The organism is Sphingobium sp. SJ10-10 (assembly GCF_036038995.2).
Taxonomy (GTDB): Bacteria; Pseudomonadota; Alphaproteobacteria; order Sphingomonadales; family Sphingomonadaceae; genus Sphingobium.
This window is the reverse complement of sequence record NZ_CP158138.1, coordinates 21615-41591: the sequence shown is the minus strand read 5'-3', so window position 1 is coordinate 41591 and position 19977 is coordinate 21615. Positions and strand designations below refer to the sequence as shown.

At 61.3% G+C, this 19977-nt stretch carries 17 protein-coding genes and 4 pseudogenes; 3 read left to right on the top strand and 18 right to left on the bottom strand.

Features of this window, described 5'->3' with window-relative positions; genetic code table 11:
* Positions 1 to 55: 55 nt before the first annotated feature.
* The 3 genes from VVT58_RS24210 to VVT58_RS24200 are packed head-to-tail and all read right to left on the bottom strand — an operon-like array spanning position 56 to position 2696.
* A complete protein-coding gene (locus VVT58_RS24210; RefSeq protein WP_327752077.1) occupies positions 56 to 748 on the bottom strand; it encodes a hypothetical protein in 693 nt (230 codons plus the stop codon).
* Complete coding sequence (locus VVT58_RS24205; protein ID WP_327752076.1) at positions 745 to 2106, bottom strand: hypothetical protein; 1362 nt, start codon at positions 2104 to 2106, stop codon at positions 745 to 747. The genes VVT58_RS24210 and VVT58_RS24205 overlap by 4 nt, the downstream gene beginning before the upstream one ends.
* On the bottom strand, positions 2103 to 2696 hold the full coding sequence (locus VVT58_RS24200; protein ID WP_327752075.1) for a recombinase family protein: 594 nt from the start codon (positions 2694 to 2696) through the stop codon (positions 2103 to 2105). Before VVT58_RS24200 ends, VVT58_RS24205 begins: the two co-directional genes overlap by 4 nt.
* A 146-nt stretch (positions 2697 to 2842) precedes the next feature.
* On the opposite strand from VVT58_RS24200, the gene VVT58_RS24195 reads away from it, so the two are divergent.
* The gene (locus tag VVT58_RS24195; RefSeq protein ID WP_327752074.1) at positions 2843 to 5776 is read left to right on the top strand and encodes a Tn3 family transposase; all 2934 of its coding nucleotides are present in this window, start codon (positions 2843 to 2845) and stop codon (positions 5774 to 5776) included.
* A gap of 27 nt (positions 5777 to 5803) precedes the next feature.
* On the opposite strand, the pseudogene VVT58_RS24190 reads toward VVT58_RS24195, so the two are convergent.
* From VVT58_RS24190 to VVT58_RS24180, 3 genes and pseudogenes are all read right to left on the bottom strand, one after another.
* Positions 5804 to 6427, bottom strand: a pseudogene (locus VVT58_RS24190) (ATP-binding protein); the annotation flags it as partial.
* Entirely contained in the window at positions 6427 to 7890 is a 1464-nt protein-coding gene (istA, locus tag VVT58_RS24185) for an IS21 family transposase (RefSeq protein WP_327752078.1), read from the bottom strand. The pseudogene VVT58_RS24190 and the gene istA, both read right to left, overlap by 1 nt.
* A gap of 365 nt (positions 7891 to 8255) precedes the next feature.
* Positions 8256 to 8480 (bottom strand): annotated as a pseudogene (locus VVT58_RS24180) (transposase); the annotation flags it as partial.
* A 93-nt stretch (positions 8481 to 8573) separates the two neighbouring features.
* On the opposite strand from VVT58_RS24180, the pseudogene VVT58_RS24175 reads away from it, so the two are divergent.
* Positions 8574 to 9038 (top strand): annotated as a pseudogene (locus VVT58_RS24175) (transposase); the annotation flags it as partial.
* 162 nt (positions 9039 to 9200) lie between these two features.
* Here the strand turns inward: VVT58_RS24175 and VVT58_RS24170 are convergent.
* Positions 9201 to 11618, bottom strand: coding sequence for a TonB-dependent receptor domain-containing protein (locus VVT58_RS24170; RefSeq protein ID WP_327752072.1), 2418 nt, complete (start codon positions 11616 to 11618; stop codon positions 9201 to 9203).
* A 69-nt stretch (positions 11619 to 11687) separates the two neighbouring features.
* Here VVT58_RS24170 and VVT58_RS24165 point away from each other — a divergent pair, with 69 nt between their 5' ends.
* A complete protein-coding gene (locus tag VVT58_RS24165; protein ID WP_350339856.1) occupies positions 11688 to 11783 on the top strand; it encodes a transposase in 96 nt (31 codons plus the stop codon).
* Here the strand turns inward: VVT58_RS24165 and VVT58_RS24160 are convergent.
* From VVT58_RS24160 to VVT58_RS24110, 11 genes and pseudogenes are all read right to left on the bottom strand, one after another.
* The gene (locus VVT58_RS24160) at positions 11761 to 12024 is read right to left on the bottom strand and encodes a hypothetical protein (protein ID WP_327752071.1); all 264 of its coding nucleotides are present in this window, start codon (positions 12022 to 12024) and stop codon (positions 11761 to 11763) included. The two genes, VVT58_RS24165 and VVT58_RS24160, sit on opposite strands and share 23 nt — an antisense overlap.
* A gap of 164 nt (positions 12025 to 12188) precedes the next feature.
* Positions 12189 to 12266 (bottom strand): annotated as a pseudogene (locus VVT58_RS24155) (hypothetical protein); the annotation flags it as partial.
* A 329-nt stretch (positions 12267 to 12595) separates the two neighbouring features.
* Positions 12596 to 13816, bottom strand: coding sequence for an FAD-dependent oxidoreductase (locus VVT58_RS24150; protein ID WP_327752070.1), 1221 nt, complete (start codon positions 13814 to 13816; stop codon positions 12596 to 12598).
* Between the two features lie 80 nt (positions 13817 to 13896).
* Positions 13897 to 14235, bottom strand: coding sequence for a 2Fe-2S iron-sulfur cluster binding domain-containing protein (locus VVT58_RS24145; protein WP_352000207.1), 339 nt, complete (start codon positions 14233 to 14235; stop codon positions 13897 to 13899).
* Positions 14225 to 14458: a 2-hydroxymuconate tautomerase gene (locus tag VVT58_RS24140; protein WP_352000205.1), complete on the bottom strand. Its 234-nt coding sequence runs from the start codon at positions 14456 to 14458 to the stop codon at positions 14225 to 14227. The genes VVT58_RS24145 and VVT58_RS24140 overlap by 11 nt, the downstream gene beginning before the upstream one ends.
* A 1-nt stretch (position 14459) precedes the next feature.
* Positions 14460 to 15230, bottom strand: a complete 771-nt coding sequence (locus VVT58_RS24135) for a fumarylacetoacetate hydrolase family protein (RefSeq protein ID WP_352000203.1) — start codon at positions 15228 to 15230, stop codon at positions 14460 to 14462.
* A 1-nt stretch (position 15231) separates the two neighbouring features.
* On the bottom strand, positions 15232 to 16263 hold the full coding sequence (gene dmpG, locus VVT58_RS24130) for a 4-hydroxy-2-oxovalerate aldolase (protein ID WP_327752062.1): 1032 nt from the start codon (positions 16261 to 16263) through the stop codon (positions 15232 to 15234).
* Positions 16260 to 17198, bottom strand: a complete 939-nt coding sequence (locus VVT58_RS24125; protein ID WP_008828140.1) for an acetaldehyde dehydrogenase (acetylating) — start codon at positions 17196 to 17198, stop codon at positions 16260 to 16262. Before VVT58_RS24125 ends, dmpG begins: the two co-directional genes overlap by 4 nt.
* 22 nt (positions 17199 to 17220) lie before the next feature.
* Positions 17221 to 18015: a fumarylacetoacetate hydrolase family protein gene (locus VVT58_RS24120; protein ID WP_352000217.1), complete on the bottom strand. Its 795-nt coding sequence runs from the start codon at positions 18013 to 18015 to the stop codon at positions 17221 to 17223.
* A gap of 4 nt (positions 18016 to 18019) precedes the next feature.
* A complete protein-coding gene (locus VVT58_RS24115; RefSeq protein ID WP_352000215.1) occupies positions 18020 to 19504 on the bottom strand; it encodes a 2-hydroxymuconic semialdehyde dehydrogenase in 1485 nt (494 codons plus the stop codon).
* 40 nt (positions 19505 to 19544) lie between these two features.
* Positions 19545 to 19976 carry a heme-binding protein gene (locus VVT58_RS24110; protein ID WP_352000213.1) on the bottom strand — a complete coding sequence of 144 codons (432 nt, stop codon included), beginning with the start codon at positions 19974 to 19976 and terminating at the stop codon, positions 19545 to 19547.
* Between the last annotated feature and the right edge of the window lies 1 nt (position 19977).

The window sequence follows — 19977 nt, the reverse complement described above, 5'->3', positions numbered from 1 at the left end:
CCTCATTGCAGCCGCCTCACCGCAACTTCCCAAGTGCCGAATGCATGCAGCGGAGCTATCCGCCTCTCCTAACATCATTACGAACGGCTGTGATCTCTTCCCAGCTTGGCAGTCGTCCAAACGCGAAGTTGACTCTGCTAATTTCACCAAAAATCCATCGCTCTCTGAAGAAAGCATGAGAGGTAATGATTGCATCTAAGAAAATTCTAAGAAGTTCTTTTCGACCCCCAATAATGTCAGTGAATTTGATTATTTCAGGATGAAGGTGCGCGCGTTTTGGTGAGATCTCCCATAACAACCTGTCTTCTTCGGCAAGATAGGTTACGGCACCCATCGACGGATCAAATTCTTGGCGAACGATATATGTCTGAGCTAAAAACTTCCCCTGAATCTGGTCGTGTCTAGCGCTGAAATGCCAAATGCTGTGTGCGTCACCATCCCTGCCAAACTGAAAAGTAATACCTGTATTCTGGTCAGTCCATGCGACAACCGGAGCATAACCTCTCGTCGCGGCAGCGACTGGCGAAAATCGTGGGTGTACCAGCAGATCCGACAGATTCATCTTGTTTCTTCTGTAGTGTACAGTCGCTCCAGACCGGTCAAAGATAGGCTTGTACCGAAAAGACTCTTCTGGGGCCACCCGGGCATATCGTTCTTTTTGAAATCTTAGAGCCGTCTGGAGCGGCGGCTTCACGTTGGTAATCGCCCGGAACCAGCCGTTCGGGAATGTCCCCGAGAGAGCCGTCATCGGCGCAGATCCTCGATCCCCAGTTCGTGCCAGATCCAGGCAAAATCGTAAGTTGCCATCGGATCATCGGTGCCGGCCTGTCGCCCGCTGAGATTTTCGAGATGTTTGAGCCAATCGGCGAGTTGCTCCCGTCCGGCCTTGCTGCGGGCGCATTGACGGGGCGTTTTGTCGCCCAGCATCGGGACAGGCTCTTCGAGGAGGGCCCGGTACTGACGATCGAGCATGCCATGCACGAGCGGCGTGGCGACCTCGACGGGAATATCCGGTGCCGGCTCCGATGTGGTCCGCCCCTCCTGACGCGCGGCCATGGCCTGTTCGATCGTCTCGATCTCGGTCAGAGGCGTGCCGACCAGGTCGCCGAGAGCCTGGCCGATGAGCGCGGCCCCTCGTTCCGCCCGCTCGGCCGAGGTGACGGCAAGGATGAGGGCACGGCCCTTGAGTTCGAGATTGCCGAGCACCGGCGTGCCGTCGGCCATCGACACGCCCCATGCTATCTGGCCGGAGCCCTTCTTGCCCGGTTTCGGTTTGGTCCCCAGCCAGTTCCAGAAATGGGAGGTTTCCCGCTGGAAGGCGGGCATCGTATCGAGGCGCTCTCCGACGAGAGCCTGCGTCGTACCCCGCGCGAACGGGAAACGGACGCGATGGAAGATGACCTCCTCGCCATCGGCATTATGCAGCGTGGGAATGGTCGTGGGCTCCAGTGCCCTGGGCAGGATATCGAACAGCCAGACCATCGAAATGAGCGGTGCCAGGTCGCGCAGATGATCATCACCCATGGCGAGTTTCGCGCGTGGCCCGCGCTTGCCTTGCCCCAGGCGCAATGCCTCGAGAAGGGAACTGGTGGCTTGCGCGGTGAAGGACAACAGGCCGCCAGCCAGGATATTGTGCCCACTCACCGGGATGATACGCGCACCGATCCGGTCCCATGGTCCCAGCGTCTTCGAGGCGGTGCGCTCGCGGACCTGGACCGGCTCTCCGCCCCGGATCAGATCACGCGCGAGGAAGCCGACGCCGGGCTCGATCGCGCTGACTTCGTAGACGCTCATGACCGAGGTTCGCAGCGCGCGCATGTAGATCTTGTTGGGGCCTGCCTCGTTCCATCCGCGGCGCTTGAGATACTCGTCCACGAGGTTGCGGCCATCGGGCTCGAGGACGCGGGTCGTCAGATCCTCGAACGCACAGCCCCACAGGGTCATGGCCCAGTGCTCCCCGATGATGTCGGGCAATTCGTCGGAATCGATGTCGAACTGCGCCAGTGCCGGCCCCAGATGATCGTCGAGCGCATCGTGCAGGTCGTCAGCCCATTCGGGCCGTGTCGCGAACTTCATCAGCCCGGTCAGGTCATGCCCGCGTTTCATGCCGGTAGCTCCATGGTCTGTCGGTGCGCGGCGACGATGCGCGAAACGGTCGGTTCGCTGACATGATAGAGCCGCGCCATCTCGGCGCCTGACTTTCGGCCGGAGATGACGGATTCCGCGATCTCGCGCCGTTGCTTGTCGCCGAGCTTGCGCCGGCGCCCGCCGATGCGCCCCTCGGCCCGCGCCTGCGCGAGACCGGCGCTGGTGCGCTCGCGGATCATCGCGCGTTCGAACTCGGCGAAACTGCCGACCATCTGCATCATCATGCGGCCTGCGGCCGTCGTGGTGTCGATCGCCTCGGTCAATGAGCGGAAACCCGCGCCCGCCGTCTCGATCCGCTCCATGATGTGTAGCAGATCCTTGAGGCTACGTGACAGCCGGTCGAGTTTCCAGACCACCACGACGTCGCCGTCCCGAAGCTGCCCGATCATCTCGTGCAGCTTCGGCCGGTCCCAGCGCCCGCCACTGGCGATCTCCTCGAATATCCGCTTGCAACCAGCAGCGTCGAGCGCGCGGCGCTGGGCGGCGTTCGACTGATCGTCACCTTTCGATACCCGCGCATAGCCGATCAGATAGGGCGCCCTGGTCAAATCCCACCTTTCACAAACGGCCGTATCCGGAGGTCTTCACGACACGGACAGATTTCCGCGCCCTTCCGTCTTTCATAATCCTCTTGCAGAATTAAACTGAAAGGCAAGCGGTTTTTGGAGGTTCGCAAGTGCCGGGACGCATACCAATGACGACGCGGCAGCGCGCCACCCTGTTGGCGCTGCCCGAGGACGAGGCCATGACCGTGAAGCACTATAGCCTGTCCGACGATGACATCGCGGCGGTCGGCACCGCGCGAACCCCTGCGACCCGGCTCGGCTATGCCCTGCAGCTTTGCTGCCTGCGGTATCCGGGCCGGCATCTGCGCCATGGCGAACTGCTGCCGGCACTCATGCTCGACCATATTGCCGAACAGGTCGGAGTGGATGCGGACGTCATCGCTGATTTCGCGAGACGCACGCCCACACGCTACGACCAACTCGCCGCGATCAAGATACGGTTTGGCTTCAGCGATCTGAGCCGGCCACAGCGCGCGGAATTGATGACGTGGCTGACAAATGAGGCTGCAACCACCATCGACGGGCGCGAACTGCTGGACCGGCTCCTGGATGAGATGCGCGTACGCCATATCGTCATCCCCGGTATCAGCGTCGTGGAGCGCATGGCGGCCGAGGCGATGCACCATGCGGAAACGGATCTCGTGGCCGCGATCGATGGCAGCCTCACACCTGAGATGCGTCAGCATCTCGACACGCTCAGCGATGACAAGGTCCATGACCGGCAAAGCCGGTTGTCCTGGCTGCGCGAACCGGAACCGCGTGTAGCGGCCGGCTCGCTTATGGAAATCATCGAGAAGGTCGTCATGATCCGCAGCACCGGTGTGTCGGCCTTGTCGATCGATCCCCGCGCCACACCGCGCCTGGCGCAATTTGCCCGGGAGGGCGTGCGTTATACAGCGCAAGCTTTCCAGCAGATGCGCCCGGCCCGCAGACGGGTGGTGCTTCTCGCGACGCTGCGCGAACTGGAAGCAACGCTCACCGATGCCGCGATCGATATGTTCGGCGCGCTCGTCGGCCGCTCTCACCTGCGTGCCCGGAAACGGCTCGAACAGCGGGTGGCCGTTTCCGGTCGCGAAGGGCGCGAACGGTTGCTGCGCATCGCCAGGATTCTGGAAGCGATGAGCCAGGCGAAACGAACTGGCGGCGATATCGTCGCGGCGGTCAGCGCCGTGGCATCCTTCGATACGATCGATGCGGACGCCGCGATCATCCGCCGGACTGCCGCACCGCACCGTGATGAAGTGCTGGATGAGATCGCCGCCGAATATCGCACTTTCAAGCGGACGGGGCCGCTGTTCGTGCGTGCTTTCGATTTCCGGGGCCGGACGGGCATGCAGGAGTTGCGCGAGGCGATGGCTCTCCTTGCGGATCTCGATGGAGACTGGCGCAAGCCACTGCCTGCCGGCGTACCGCTCGGTCACATCGAGCGGCGCTGGCGCCGGTATGTCGTGACGCCCGGCGGGATCGATCGCACCCATTGGGAGCTGGCGACCTACAGCGCCCTCGCCAACGCCCTGGCGTCGGGTGGAATGTGGGTGCCGACAGCCCGCATCCATCGCTCGCTCGGCGTGCTGCTCGCCCCGCCAGCCGGCAATGCCGTGCCGAAACAGGCATTCTCGCTCGGCGATCCGCACGCCTGGCTCGAGGAGAGAGCGGCACGGCTCGACGACGCCCTGCGCGATGTCGCTGGCAATCTCGACAAGCGCGACCCCGCGCTCTTCGCCGGAGAACGGCTGCGGTTTCCGAAAGAGCCGGCCGAAGAGGCCGGTCAGGATGATGGCCGGCAACTCGCGCTTGCCTGTTACGGCATGGTGCCCACGACCCGGATCACGGACGTACTGTCGCAGGTCGAGCGCTGGACCGGGTTCATCTCGCACTTCGGTCATGTCTCGACGGGCCTGCCGCCTTCCGACGAACGTGCCTTTCTCGCGACGCTGATCGCCGAGGCAACGAACCTCGGCCTGTCCCGCATGGCGGAAGTCTGCGGCGTCGCTTCCCGGCGTGTCCTCTTGCGCATGCAGACCTGGCATATGCGCGAAGAGACTTTCCGCGCCGCGCTCGCCTGCCTGACCGACGCCATCCATGCCGAGCCGCTCGCCGCCTGGTTTGGTCCAGGGCATCGTGCCTCGGCGGACGGCCAGGCTTATTATCTCGGTGGGCCGGGTGAAGCCGGCGGGACGATCAACGCGCATTATGGTCGCGACCCGGTGGTCAAGATCTACACCACCATCACCGACCGATACGCGCCACTCCATCAGACGGTGATCGCCGGCACGGCCGGCGAGGCCATCCACGCGCTCGACGGCATTCTCGGCCACGACAGCAGCGCCGACCTCACCGCCCTGCATACCGATGGAGGCGGTGTTTCCGATATCGTGTTCGCCGTCATGCACCTGCTCGGTCTCGACTTCGAGCCCCGGATTCCACGCCTGTCGGACCGGCGTCTCTATGGTTTCGAGCCGGCACGGCGTTATGGTCGGCTCGCACCGCTGTTCGGGCGCCGCCTCAGCCGCGACCTGATCATCAGCCACTGGGACGAGATATCCCAGGTAATAGGGGCGATGCGAGACCGCACCGTCACGCCATCGCTGATCCTGAAGAAGCTGTCCGCCTACCGGCAACAGAACAGTCTTGCGGCCGCTCTCCGCGAGGTCGGGCGGATCGAGCGCACGCTGTTCACGCTGCGCTGGTTTGAAGACAGCGATCTTCGCCGCACCGTCACCGCCGAGTTGAACAAGGGCGAGGCACGCAACAGCCTGGCCCGGGCTGTCGCCTTCCATCGCCTCGGCCGTTTCCGTGACCGCGGAATGGAGAACCAGCAGACCCGCGCGGCCGGCCTCAACCTCGTCACCGCCGCCATCATCCTGTTCAATTGCCGTTATCTTGGTCGCGCCATCGGCGAATTGCGACGCCGGGGTACGCCGATCGGACCCGCCATGGTGTCCCGGCTGTCGCCGCTGGGATGGGACCGGATCAATCTCACCGGCGATTATATCTGGTCCGACCGCCTCGACCTCGACGCCGAAGGCCTCCTGCCGCTGCTCACCAAACCGCTACCGTGAATCTGTGTCCGAATAATGCACAGGGGCCTGGTTGGCGGTGATGGCGATCGAATGGCGCTCGTAGCGATGGGCGATGAGCTCGAACAAGGCGCTGGTCTCGACCTGGTCCTTGCGGACGTAGGACAGGTCGTCGAGGACGATGAGATCGAACTTGTCGAGCTTGTCGAGCATCGCGGGTAAGCTGAGGTCGCGGCGTGCGGCCTGGAGCTTCTGGACCATGTCGGTTGTGGAGCAGAACAGGACACGTCGCCCGGCGTCGATGAGGGCATGGCCGATGGCGGCAACCGCGTGCGTCTTGCCGGTGCCGCTCTGGCCGAACAGCAGCAGGTTGCCACCGCTCTCGATCCAGTCGTCGCCGGCAGCCAGGGACAAGAGGTGCGGCTTGCGGATGCCGGGGGCGGCGTCGAAATCGAAGGTGGCGAAGGTCTTGCCTGCCGGGAGGCCGGACTGGTCGCGATGGCGCTGGATGCGCCGGGAGGAACGGTCGGCCATCTCGATCTCGAGGAGTGAGGCGAGCAGGTTGGCGGCCGGCCAGCCATCGCGATCGGCGGTGTCGGTGAGGCGCTTCCAGTTGCGGTTGATGCTCGGCAGGCGCAAGGCCTTGAGCAGGGTAGGCAGCACGGCGGCGGCCTGGTCTTTGGTGCGGGTCATCAGTGCACCTCCCCGCTGGCGATCAGGCTGTTGTAGCTGTGCAGATCGGGTGGCGGGATAGTGACATCGCGCTGCGATTTTGCGGTTGGCAGGAACTCGTCCCTGAGCGCATCGACATCGGGCAGGCGCCCGCTGTCGAGTGCCTCATCGATCCGCCGGGCCAGCACGTCGACACAGTCGCCCCTGGCGGCGATATCGAGCAGTGCGACGGCATCGCGACAGGCCTGCCGTCCGTCGAGCTGGGCATCGAAGGCTTGCCAGGCCCGCCGGTAGGCGTGATCGGGGAACAGGGCTTCGCGGTAGACGAGGTTGCGCAGTGCACCGGGCTTGCGGCGCAGGTTACCGATCATGTGCCGGAAATCGATGCTGTGCCCCCGGTGGGGATGACTGATCCGCACACGCGGCGTGGACATTACCCTGTCCGGACCGAGGAAGAGCTCGATGCGATCGTCAAAGAGATGCGCGTTGAGGCGCCGTCCGACGAGGCGGGAAGGCACCGAATAGGTAACCCGATCGATGCCGACGGTGCCGTTGCGGGTGACATCGACGGTGACCATGGCGAAATCGGTGGTTCGCTTTGCGGGCAGCGCCTTGAGTAGCTTGCGCTCTGCATCGATGCGCGCGGCATGCCGTCGGTTCTGCCTGGCGACCTGGGCGTCAACGAACTCGCGCCAGGCCTCGATGCTGACGAAATCGCGGCTGCCCCGCCGGCGCAGGGCCTGATCGAGGCGCCGCTTGAGGTGACCGTGCGGACCTTCGATCGATCCGTTCTCGTGCGCCTCGCCGCGGTTGTTGCGGGTGGCAAGCATGCCGTAATGACGGCACAGCTCGTCATAGCTTCGGGTGAAATCCCGCTGCGCATCGGCGTCGAGGTTTTTGTAGGCGGCTGACAGGGAATCGCTGCGGTGTTCGGCCGGCGCACCGCCCAGCTTCCACAACGCATCCTGCAGGTGCTCCGAAAGGGCGGCAAAGCTCTCCCCGCCCAGCACGACAGCCGCATGCTCCCAGCCACTCGCCGCCAGGCGGAAGTGGTAGAGGCGATAGGCCAGGGTCTCGCCGGCAACCGTGACCTTGAGACTATCGCATACCGTGAAATCCGACAGGCCCTGCCGACCGGGCTCATGATGCTGCGGGAAGAAGATCTCCTTCTCACCGCCGTGCAGGGCCCGCCAGCGGGCGATCCGGCGTTCCAGTGTTCGTCGTATCGCATCGGGAACAGCATCCTCGCCGAACTCGTCCTGGAGCGTCTCGAAGACCGTGACGGCAATGATACCGTCAATCTGGAGCAACTCCTCGACACGTGGCCAGAATGGCTCGAGAGGATCGGCGCGGGTGCGCCAGTGGCGCTCCTTCTTCTTCTGGGACGGAAGCTGCGGATCGTTCTCGATCCGGCGTGCACTGCGCTCGCTGATACCGGCCTTGGCAGCCGCGACGGCCTGGGTGTGTTGGCGACGATGGGTCATGAAGAGAAATACCTGCTGATCGGAAATGTGGTGGCCCGGCATCGCAAACCCATCGTTCCTTGTTCGATGAGTGTTCCGATACCACCGCCCGCCGCAGCCCCGACCAACCCCCGAAAGAAGGGGAAAGAAGATCGCCATCGGTTGTCTGGTCCGCTCTCCGGTCGGGGCTCCGCCCCTCCCTACGATCAGCCCAGACAACCGATCCTACCGGCCATCATAGTTGCCGCTCAACCGGCCATCGTAGTTGTCGCCGCGCAATCAGCCGCGTCGTCAGCAATTCCATACAAGTCGGGGCATGATCGAGCGCAGAGATTCTCCATCCGTTCTTTCAGATGGCCGTTTTCACACTTATGAGGTCACTGGGCCGACAAGCCGTAGAGCGTCTGCAGGATCAGCGTCTTGAACATCATAACCGCGTCCATCGGCGGGCGGCCGCCCTTGCTGCCGTCCGATCGCTGCAAGGCCGCGTCCAGCGTGGGCCGGAATATCTCGAAGTCGATCAGGGCATTCAGCTTCTCCAGCGGATCGCCCGCAGCCGAAAGCGCCGCATACCGCGCATCCAGATCGAAAAAGCCACGCTGCACAGACACATGCACCTCCATCGCTCAGCGCGATGGAATCACATTCCCAGCCTCAAAACCACCGGGTTTTTCAGGGTGTCCAGACGGTTCTTCGAGGTGTCCAGCTACATCCCGATGGCGCGGGGTTTCGTCTATCTGGTGGCTATCGTCGACTGGTTCAGCCGCAAGGTCCTCGCCCACCGGGTATCAATCACGATGGAGGCCGACTTCTGCGTCGAGGCACTTGAGGAAGCGTTGGCGCGGTATGGAAAGCCGGAGATTTTCAACACCGATCAAGGCAGCCAATTCACGTCGCTGGCGTTCACCAGCGTGCTGCGCCGGGAGGACATTGCCATCAGCATGGACGGCCGCGTCGCATGGCGCGACAATGTTGTCGTTGAACGACTGTGGCGCTCGGTAAAGTACGAGGAGGTCTACCTGCGCGCCTACGCGGCGGTCAGCGAAGCCCGGGGATCGATCGGTCGGTACCTGGCCTTCTACAATGCCAGGAGGCCGCACTCGAGCCTGGCCGCCAAGACGCAGGATCAGGCATACTTTGACAACCTGCCGCTGACGATGGCAGCATGACCTTGGCCGCTGATATGGGCCGTCACTCCGGTCGGGCTACGCCCTTCCTGCATGACGGCCCATATCGGCAGTTCGAAACAGCAACCGGCGGACGATCCACTTATCTGTTGCCGAACCCTGTGCAGACCAACCAAGCCACTTCTACAAATGGAGGTACCCAGCTCACTTGTTTATCAGCTTGAAAGTAACGGTAACACCGTACGTGGCGGGAAGACCCGTCGTTCGGCCAAGAACATCGCCATTGAAACCTACATTATTCCAATAGTACGTGTTTGTAACATTTCGTCCCCACGCCATTGCTTCCCATCTCCCATTACTAGCGCGAATACCGGCTCTCAGGTCGAGGGTACCATAGGCTTTTATCCGCGTCCCCGGTCCTTTCGCCGCTATAGCATTTGTATCGCTATTATATAGCCCAGATGCACCCACAAACATCTGATGACTGTCGCCCAGACCCCACTCCCAGTCGGCCTGCCCCGTCAGGCTCCATTTAGGCGCAAACGGAAAAGGAAATCCATAAATGTCCTCCGGAACCGAGTCATATCTCGGCAAGATCATGTGAGACCTAACTTTACTATCACTATGGTTTATCCCGCCCCGTATGGTCAATCCATGAACAGGTAGGAGCGTTATATCCGCATCGAAGCCGACCACGCGTGATTTCGGAATGTTTGCAAGCACTGGAAGTGTTCCGAAGAATGGATCGACCAACGTCCCGAGAATCTGTTTGTCGGTAAGGTCATAATAGAAAACCGAGGCATTCACGAGCACGGACCTATTGATCATAGATAGCTTGACGCCCGCCTCATATGCCGTGTTCTCTTCTTGTCTCACCGGTGTGAGATATGTCTTGTAGCTAAGACCGGCAGTGTTTATGTAGCTTCCCGATTTGTAGCCTCGGCTGACGCTCGCATACATAAAGACTTGCGAGCTCTCTCTCCAGTTAATGCCAAATTTCCAAGAGACATTATCCTCTGAAAAACTATCTTTTGCTCGGTATGGAAGGAAATCGGGGCCAAGGGTTACGCATCCACCAGGCGCAAACAGATTTGGCATTGGTGGAAGCCCTGCCACTGATCGCGCCGTCCCGCTAAGGAAAGATCCGACGGCAGCGAAGCCACCATCCCCTCCATCTGCAATACAAGCGCCGAGCAATTTATGCCTTACATCGCTATAACGGACTCCGCCTATCAGGCTTAACTCGTCGGTAAGATAGGTATCGATACTTCCAAATATACCCCACGTTTTGTGTGTCTGATTGGCCGAATATGCGACGTTTCTCGTCGGAGTGGGCAAAAAATTGAACGCTACTACAGAGCTCTGATCCGGGATCCATCCGTAATTCTGTTCGCGCGCTCGCGCATATTCAAAACTTCCGCCAGCAGTGAGATCAAAGCGCCCAATCTTACTTGTCAGCCGCACTTCCTGGTCTGTCGTTCGGAGATTTCCGGTTAGGCGGTAGTGCTGGGTATCAAACACGGCGCCATCAATATCAGTAATCGAGTCGAGCCGAGCGCGGCCGACATTAGTTAATGAAGTCAGCGTCACGTCGCTAAATACGTCCCAATCGATTCTGAGCCCAGCGCCCCAGAAGTAATTATCGTTCCCCCATTTAGTTCCGCCGAGCGGGGAGGTGCCTGCTGGGGCTGGGAGAATAGACCAATCTGCGTCTCTGTTTGTCGGCTTAGCTGGCAGGGGATAATTCGCCACACCCGGCAGCGCAAATGGCGGCGCCAACAGATTCGGACCCGCGTATTGCGGAATTTGTGGATCTGACTTATCGAGCCATCCGTTGACATTAGCGAGGGCACGAAGCCTTGGTGATGGCTCCCAAAGCAGTTGCATACGCCCAGCGGCGCGTCGAGATTTCCCGATTTCGTCGTCCCTTGTGTACGATTGTTGCCAATCTCCTCCATGAACACCATTCACTGCTATCCGACCGGACAATGTGCTGGATAGAGGGCCACTAATATATGCCTCAGAATCGAAGGTATTGAAGCGGCCAGCGCTGGCACGAATTCCTGCCTCGACTTGCCTCGTGGGTTTCTTTGCGATAAAGTTAATCGCACCGGCGGCGGAGTTTTGACCGAATAGCAGCCCTTGTGGGCCTTTCAAGACCTCTATCCGCTCAAGATCAAGCGCTGTGCTCTGTGCCATGAAGCCAAAAGGTAAAGGAGCTTCATCGACATAGACGCTTACTGACGGCAATGCGCCTAAAGTAGACTCGTTCAATCCAACACCACGCAGAGTGTAGACTACCGAGCCGGACTGGGATACCCGGGCGGCGGTAAAACCTGGTGCGATCTTAGCGAGGTCGTCGGTTTTTGTAATGCCAAGTGCGGTAATCTCTTTATTGGTAGCCACATTCATAGTAACGGGTACGCGGCTCATGACTTGTTCTCGTTTTTGCGCCGTCACTATTATCTCGTCGTTACTGACTTCCCTTGCGTCAGCTGCGAGGGACGTTTGTGAATGTTGCGTGCCTTGGGCATAGGCTATCGTCGGATAAATCAATGTAGATCCCAGCATGATACCGAGCGATCTTATTGTCATCTCTTCCACTCCCTTTTCGGTAATCAAGTTTGTAAAAATAATCTTTGAGCAATCGGATAATTATGAATCAGGCTCTTACTAAAGGATTTGCCGGGCGTGACGATCATCAACGGCGCGCTGTCGAGCGATCACGTTCATATGTTCGTCAAAATCCCGCCGCACGTGTCGGTTAGCGACTTTGTCCGCGGATGAAGCCGAAGGCCCGGCAGATTGCGATGCTGCTTTTGTAGCCGAAGCTCGGGATCGCAATATCGGGTTGTGGCCTGCCATCGCCGGTGGGTCGGGCCTTGGCGAACTTCAGCGTCCAGCGCGCGTCGGTATCCTTCTGCCGCGCCTTGGCCGGTTCGTCCGGCCAGATCTCGGCGGCGCCCTTGCCCGTCTTTGCCGCCGGCCTCGGTGTTCCGCTGCTTGGGCGCCGCCACCAGCGTGGCATCGACGATCTGCCCGCCCATCGGCAGGTAACCGCGCGCCTTTAACTGGCGATCGAAATCGGCAAACAGCGCATCGAGCGCGCCGGCCGCAGCCGCTCACGGAACATGCGATCGTGTTCGCATCCGGCGTCGCCGCCGAGGTCAAAGCCCAGGAGCGCAGCCAACTCAGCCGGTCGCGGATCAGCCATTCCATGCGCGCGTCCGATACATTGTTCTGCGCCGCCAGCACTAGCACCTTGAGCATCACCACCGGATCCATAGGGCGGGCGCCCACCTTGGCGCCGTCCGAATAGGCCAGCGCGGCCAGCAACGTGGGACGAAACGCCTCGAAGTCCACCACCCGCGCCAGAACCTCCAGCGGATCGCCGTCCGCCGAGAGCCCCATGTGGTCCGATAGCCCGAAAAACCCCGATTGCCGCATCGCTCGCTCCCACTGCCCGGTCATCCCCATGCTACTTTGGCGAGCGGTAAATGGAGGCGCCCACCTCAGGCAACATCACCAATGATATCTCCACCTACATACCCACAAACAAGGCTTCAGCCCCGCCCGATGATCCTACCGGCGTCAGCCGGTCAGTCGTTCAGCAACTCGCGTAAAGCTAGGTCCCTGTCACTTAAGTGTTCTGCTGCCGCATAGAGCCGACGTTCGACCAAACGCCTGCCGATGCCCATATCCTGTGCGCGGTTCACCGTAAGAACTCCTTCGATGGCTGGACCAGACCTGAAGAATGCGGTAAATGACTTTTCCTCTACATCACCGCGCACCACAACATCGCCATTCACCGGCACGTGTCCGCAAAACTGAATATTTAGGTCAAATTGATCGCTCCAAAACCAAGCTGGTCGGCAATAATCGACCTTTTGGCCAAGCATCGCCATCACTGCAGCGTGCGCCTGCTCTGAGGCATTTTGGTAAGTTTCCTGACGGATTCGGCCTCCGAAGAAACTCTCCTGTTCTGCCACGTCGCCTGCTGCAAAGATATACGAATGACTAGTGCGGCACTCTCGATCGACAATGATCCCGTTGGCGGTTGCAATTCCTGCCCCTTTCGCCAATTCGATATTTGGTACAATACCGACTCCGACCACTACGGTATCGCAGGCCACCAGCGATCCATTATCGAGTTCGATCTGCGATATCCGGCCATTGCAGACCTTCATGCTCGTCACGCCGCGGCCAAACCTAGTATCAACACCATTCTTGCGATGCTCAGCCCCCAGCCAACGCCCGAACTGCGGCCCAAGAGCTCGTACCATTGGTGCCGCTAAGGGCTCGATCGCGATTACCTCACAGCCGAGTTTAACAGCGCTGGCCGCAACCTCTGCCCCGATAATGCCCATACCTACAATGACAATTCGTGCGCCAGCAGAAAGACTGGCCGCAATGCGTGTTGCGTCATCTTTCGTTCGCAGATAATGGAGGTTTTTGGCATCAGCGCCTTCGATGTTAAGCTTGCGAGGGGCGCCACCTGTAGCAAGCAGGATGCAATCAGCCTGAATTAACTCGCCTCCAGCCAAGCAAATACCGCGGGCTGTCAAATCGATCGATTGGGCCCGCACCCCTAGCCGGACGTCGATCCGGTTGTCTGCATACCAGCGCTCATCGTGGAGGAAGAGATTGTCGGCTGCGCTGGCAGAATCCCAAAGCACGTCCTTGGACAGCGGCGGTCTCTCGTATGGAAGCCAAGGCTCCTCTCCAACCAAGGTAATCCGGCCCTCGAAGCCAGCGTTTCGCAAGGACTCGACAGCGCGTCCACCCGCGAGATTTGCGCCAATTACAACCACCGAATGCATAAATACTCCCGAAACATGCTATCCACTTCATTGAATGCCTAGTCTCTGTAATACATGATTCAACATTCAGAGAGAAATAATTAGGAATTTGTCGCATTACAATTAATAATTGATTGAATATACTTATTGTGTTTGTTGAATGAAGTTTGAATGATTAGGTCGCTTTTCGGGTATATTTGGCATGCCAAGGCAAAGCCTAGTTCCTGGTCGGCGACAGAAACCTTGGCCGTGCTCATCTTGCCGGTCCGGTATTCGCCTTCGACAACTCGAACCAGGCAAAACCCGCAACCACCGCCACGGCAGCCCACTCCTATATCGCTGGCACCAAACTGCTCCATCGCGATCAGTACGCGTTCACCCTCGGGGCAAGCGAACTGCCCCCCTCCGAGGATCCGGATCTGGTAGGGCTCAAGCCTCATTCGACCAATCTTCTTCGACTCGGGGCTGCGCGGCAGCGGCCTTCGCCGCAAAGCTTACCCCCCCCACCGCGAAATGCGCTGGGTCCATCTCGCGAAGAATTACGCGAACGGACTCGCGCGGGGCCCCGATCGCATCGATGGCAGCATCGGTCAGCGCCCGGATCAGCCGCTCTTTGGCTTCCGGCGGGCGCCCTTCGAGCAGGTTGACCTCGATGATCGGCATATCAGGCCTCCACCTGGAACATGACCGCGCCAAGGTTCTGCACGGTCGTCCGCACGGTCTGGCCGGGAGCCAGGTTGGGCGCGGCGGTGATGCCGCCAGCCATGACGATGTCACCGGCGTTGATCTGTTCGCCCGCTTCGGCAACCAGCCGGGCCGCAGCAACCAGCGAACGGATGGGGTGGCCAAGGATCGCCGCGGTCGACCCGACCTGTACCACTTCGCCATCGATTTCGAGGATCACGCCCAGATTCGAAAAATCGATCCGGGGATCGTGCCAGGATCCGATCACCAGCCCCGACGAGGAAGTGTTGTCGGCGATCACGTCCTCGAGCGCGAACTTGAAGTTCTCGTAACGGCTGTCGATGATCTCCATCGCCGGGGCGATCGCTTCGACTGCTGCCAGCGCAGCGGCGGCAGTCACCTTACCGACCAGCGGGGCCTTCATCAGAAAGGCGACTTCCGGTTCGACCCGGGGGTGGACGTAGCGCGCGAGCGAAAGGGCGGATCCTTCCTCGACCAGCATCGCATCGGTCAGCCTGCCCCAGGCCACTTCGTCGACGCCGACCTGCAACATCTTGGCCCGGCTGGTCAGCCCCATCTTGACGCCGATGCGCCGTTCGCCGCGCGACAGGCGCCGATCGACCGAGAGCTTCTGCACCTGATAGGCCTCTTCCACCGTGAAAGCGGTGTCCACAGGGGTGATCTGCGGGGTAGCTGTTGCTTCGCGCTGAGCGGTGTCGAGCGTTTCCGCGTATTTCGCCAGCCTGTCCATCTCAGTTCACCTTGGCCTTGATCAGATCAAGCGCAACGTCGATGATCATATCTTCCTGGCCTCCGACCATCCGGCGGTTGCCCAACTCGACGAGGATCTCGCGGGTATCGATTCCGTACTGCTCCGCTGCCTTTTCCGCATGGCGCAGAAAGCTTGAATAGACGCCTGCATAACCCAGGCTGAGCGTCTCGCGATCGACCCGCACCGGACGGTCCTGAAGCGGGCGGATGATGTCGTCCGCCGCGTCCATCAGCGCCATCACGTCGCAGCCGTGCTTCCATCCCTTGCGGTTGGCGGCGGCGATGAACACCTCGAGCGGTGCGTTACCGGCTCCCGCACCCATCCCGGCAAGGCTCGCGTCGATCCGCACCGCGCCGGCTTGCGCGGCGACGATCGAATTGGCCACGCCCAGGGACAGATTGTGGTGCGCATGGATGCCGCGTTGGGTTTCAGGTTTGAGCACCCGGTCATAGGCTTGGAGACGTGCAATCACGCCATCCATGTCGAGCGCCCCGCCGCTGTCGGTGACATAGACGCAATGCGCGCCATAGCTTTCCATCAGTAGCGCCTGCTGGGCGAGCGCCTCGGGCTCGATCATGTGGCTCATCATCAGAAAGCCCGATACGTCCATGCCCAGATCGCGCGCGATGCCGATGTGCTGCTTGCCGACGTCGGCCTCGGTGCAGTGGGTCGCGACGCGCACGGAGCGCACCCCCATGGCATAGGCGCGCTTGAGTTCTTCGGCGGTGCCGATGCCGGGCACCAGAAGCGTTGTCAGCACCGCGTTCTGGATGACATCGGCGGCAGCCTCGATCCAGTCCCAGTCGGTATGGGCGCCAAACCCATAGTTGAAGGTCGAACCATTCAGGCCATCGCCGTGCGAGACCTCGATCGCATCCACCCCTGCCTCGTCAAGCGCCCTGGCGATCGTTCGCACGCTGTCGGTGCCATACATATGCAGGATGGCGTGCATCCCGTCGCGCAAGGTCACGTCCTGGATGTAGAGCCGATCAGATGTTGGATCAAAGGTCATGCTGCGATCTTTTCCATATGAGTCTTGGCCAAGCTCTCGCCTGCCGCCTTGGCGGCAGCGGTCATGATGTCGAGATTGCCGGAATAGTTGGGCAGATAATCACCCGCGCCCTCGACCTCGAGGAACACGCTGGTCTTGAGGCCTTCGAATTCACCGTAGCCGGGGATCTTGAGCGGCCGGTTCGAACCGAAGCGTTCGAACTGCACGTCCTGCTTGAGCCGGTAGCCCGGCACGTATGACTGCACCCTGGCAATCATCGCCAGGACCGAATCTCGCACCTTTTCCTCATCGACCATTTCCGACAGCGTGAAGATCGTATCGCGCATGATCATCGGCGGTTCGGCGGGATTGAGAATGATCACAGCCCGGCCCTTGGCCGCACCGCCGACAGTCTCAATCGCCCGCGCTGTGGTGCGGGTGAACTCATCAATGTTGGCACGGGTGCCGGGACCGGCGGAGCGCGACGAAACCGACGCAACGATTTCCGCATAGTGCACCTTGGCCACCTGCGAGACCGCCGCGACGATCGGGATCGTAGCCTGGCCGCCGCAGGTCACCATGTTGATGTTGCGAACGGTCGCATCGACCGCGGGGTTGACCGGCGGGATGGTCGCCGGACCGATCGCTGCCGGTGTCAGGTCGACCATCAGCTTGCCGTCGCGGGCGAGTATCTCGTCATGCGCCTTGTGCGCATAGGCCGAAGTCGCATCGAAGGCGATGCCGATATCGGCATATTGCGGCATCCGGCACAGGCCCTCGATCCCCTCGTGAGTGGTGGCCACGCCCCGTTCGCGGGCCATCGCCAGGCCTTCCGAGGCCGGATCGATCCCGACTACCGCCGCCAGCTCCAGAGTGTCCGAGCCCTTGAGCAGTTTGATCATCAGATCAGTGCCGATATTGCCGGAACCGATAATCGCGCATTTCATCCTGGCCATTTGACCGACCTCCAATTCCAATTCAGTCCGCAGCAAACGTAGCCCGGACGGTGCCAAGCCCATTGATCCGCGCTTCGACGACATCGCCGCGAGAAACCCCGGCCATCGGGCCGAGCGCGCCCGAAAGGATCACGTCGCCTTCCAGCAGGGGCCGCCCGGCATTCGCCATGACCCGCGCCAGCCACAGGGAAGAGGTGATTGGGCTACCAAGACAGGCGATCCCGGCGCCGACCGAAATCGGCTCGCCTTTTACCTCCATAACCATGCCGCACGTGCGCAAATCCAGCCTATCTAGCTTGCGCGGCACCGCGCCGAGCACGAACAGCCCGCTCGACGCGTTGTCGGCGATCGTGTCCCAGATCTTGATGTCCCAGTTGGCGACGCGGCTGTCGACGATCTCGATTGCCGGAACGACATATTCGACCGCGCGGATCATCTCGGCGGTGGTCATGTCGGGGTGGGGCAAATCCCGCCCAACGACGATCGCAATCTCGGCCTCGACCTTGGGCTGGATGACCTGATCAAGCGACACCGGGATGCCTTCCGGCACGTCCATGTCTGCGAACAGCATCCCGTAATCGGGCTGGTCCACCCCCAACTGGCGCTGGACTGCAAGCGAAGTCAGGCCGATCTTGCGCCCTACGAGCCGCCGCCCGCTAGCCAGGTAGTGCCGGGTGTTGACTTCCTGCACAGCATAGGCGGCCTCAACGCCACCGGCGGCAATCAGGTCTCGGATCGGACTGACCGGTCTGCCGCTTTCGGCCGCGCCGCGCAGCGCCAGGGCCGCTTGTTCGATAGTCTTGGGGTCGATTGTCATCGTCTTACAGCTTCACGCAAATGTTGGTGATCTCGGTGTAGAATTCGAGGCTGTGCACCCCGCCTTCCCGGCCGATGCCGGAATGGCCGGACCCGCCGAAAGCCGTGCGCAGATCGCGCAGGAACCAGGAATTGACCCAGCACACCCCCACCTCCATCGCCGCCGCCACGCGGTGTCCGCGGGACAGGTTTTCGGTCCAGACCGAGGCGCACAGTCCGTAAACCGTATCGTTTGCCAGCGCGATCACCTCGTCCTCGCTGTCGAACGGTACGATGCCGCAGCACGGCCCGAAGATTTCCTCGCGCATCACGGTATCGCCGTGGGCGACGTCGATCCACAGCGTCGGTTCCACGTAGAAGCCGCCTGCTTCCGCGCCCGAGATTTCAGGAACGCCGCCGCCGGTGACCACGGTGGCCCCGTCCTCGACCGCACGGCGATAGTAGCCCAGCACTTTCTCGCGGTGCTCGGCGCTGATCAGAGGGCCGAGATAGGCGCGATCACCGGTCACGCCCGGCTTGAAGCCCTGCGCCGCCGCCGCCATCCGCGCCACGAAGGCATCGAAGATCGGCCGTTCGACATAGACCCGCTCGGTTCCGAGGCAGACCTGCCCGGTGTTCAGGAAGACCGAGCGCGACAGACCCTCGACCGCTTTGTCGAGGTCGGCATCGGCGAACACGATCGCCGGGTTCTTGCCACCGAGTTCGAACGAGATGTCGCGAACGCCGGTCGCGGCCTTCTGCATGATGGCCTGTCCGGTGCCGGTTTCCCCGGTGAAGGTGATGGCATCGACATCGGGGTTGGACGTGAGGAATTCGCCGGCCGAACCCGGACCGAATCCATGGACGACGTTGTAGACACCCTTGGGCATGCCCACCGCGTTCATCACTTCGCCCAGCAGGGCAGCGGTCCGAGGCGTTTCCTCGGACGGCTTGACCACCACGGTATTGCCGCAGGCAAGCGCCGGGCCAACCTTCCAGGTCATCAGCAGCAGCGGGAAGTTCCACGGGCAGACGACGGCGACCACTCCCTTGGGCTTGCGCACGGTATAGTTGAACGCCTGGCCGCCATCGGGGGTTGGCGTGTTGAAGCTTTCGCCCGGCATCGTCGAGACGACATCGGCGAACATGCGGAAGTTGGCGGCTCCGCGCGGAATATCGATATGCGACGCAACATGGCGCGGCTTGCCGGTGTCGGCCACTTCTGCAGCCAGGAAATCGTCCGCTCGGCGTTCGATCTCGGTCGCCACGGCGGTGATCAGATTGACCCGTTCGGCCGTGGTCATCTTGCCCCACGGCCCGGTAAGCGCGGCCTTGGCCGCAGCCACGGCGTCGGCGACGTCTGCCTGGCTTGCTTCGTGCACAACCCCGATCTCGGCCCCGGTGGCCGGATTGACGTTGGAAAACGACTTGCCCTCGCTGCCTTCGCGATAGGACCCGTCGATGAAGTTCAGGATAGTATCCGTGATTGGAGAGGAGGAGACGGAAGTCATTGGTGCATATTACCTACGTTTTGCCAGAGCCCATGGGGCGTCAGAATTGCCTTGCGCCGATCGCAGCGAGGCCGGCGTTGGCGTACTCGACGTCCATCGCTTCGCTCCCGCCGGAAATACCAATCGCACCGACGAATTCACCGGCGATTTCGATCGGCAGGCCGCCGCCGAACATCGCTAATCCCGGCTGCGCGACGATCCCGTCGCGCAAGGCCGGATTGCTCGAAACCATCGCATAGAGATCCGGAGTCGGGACGCGGAAGCTGGCGGCGCTGTAAGCCTTGTCCTGCGCGATCTTTGCAGACGGCGAAGGGGAGCCGCTGGCGCGCACGAACGCGACCAGGTCTCCCCCCGCGCCGACCACCGCGGCAACGACCGGACAGCCCGCCGCCTCACCCATGGCAACGGCGGCAGCCGCTGCCTTGAGCGCCAATTCGTGGCCTACTGTCCGGACCGAAACCACCCCGTCCATG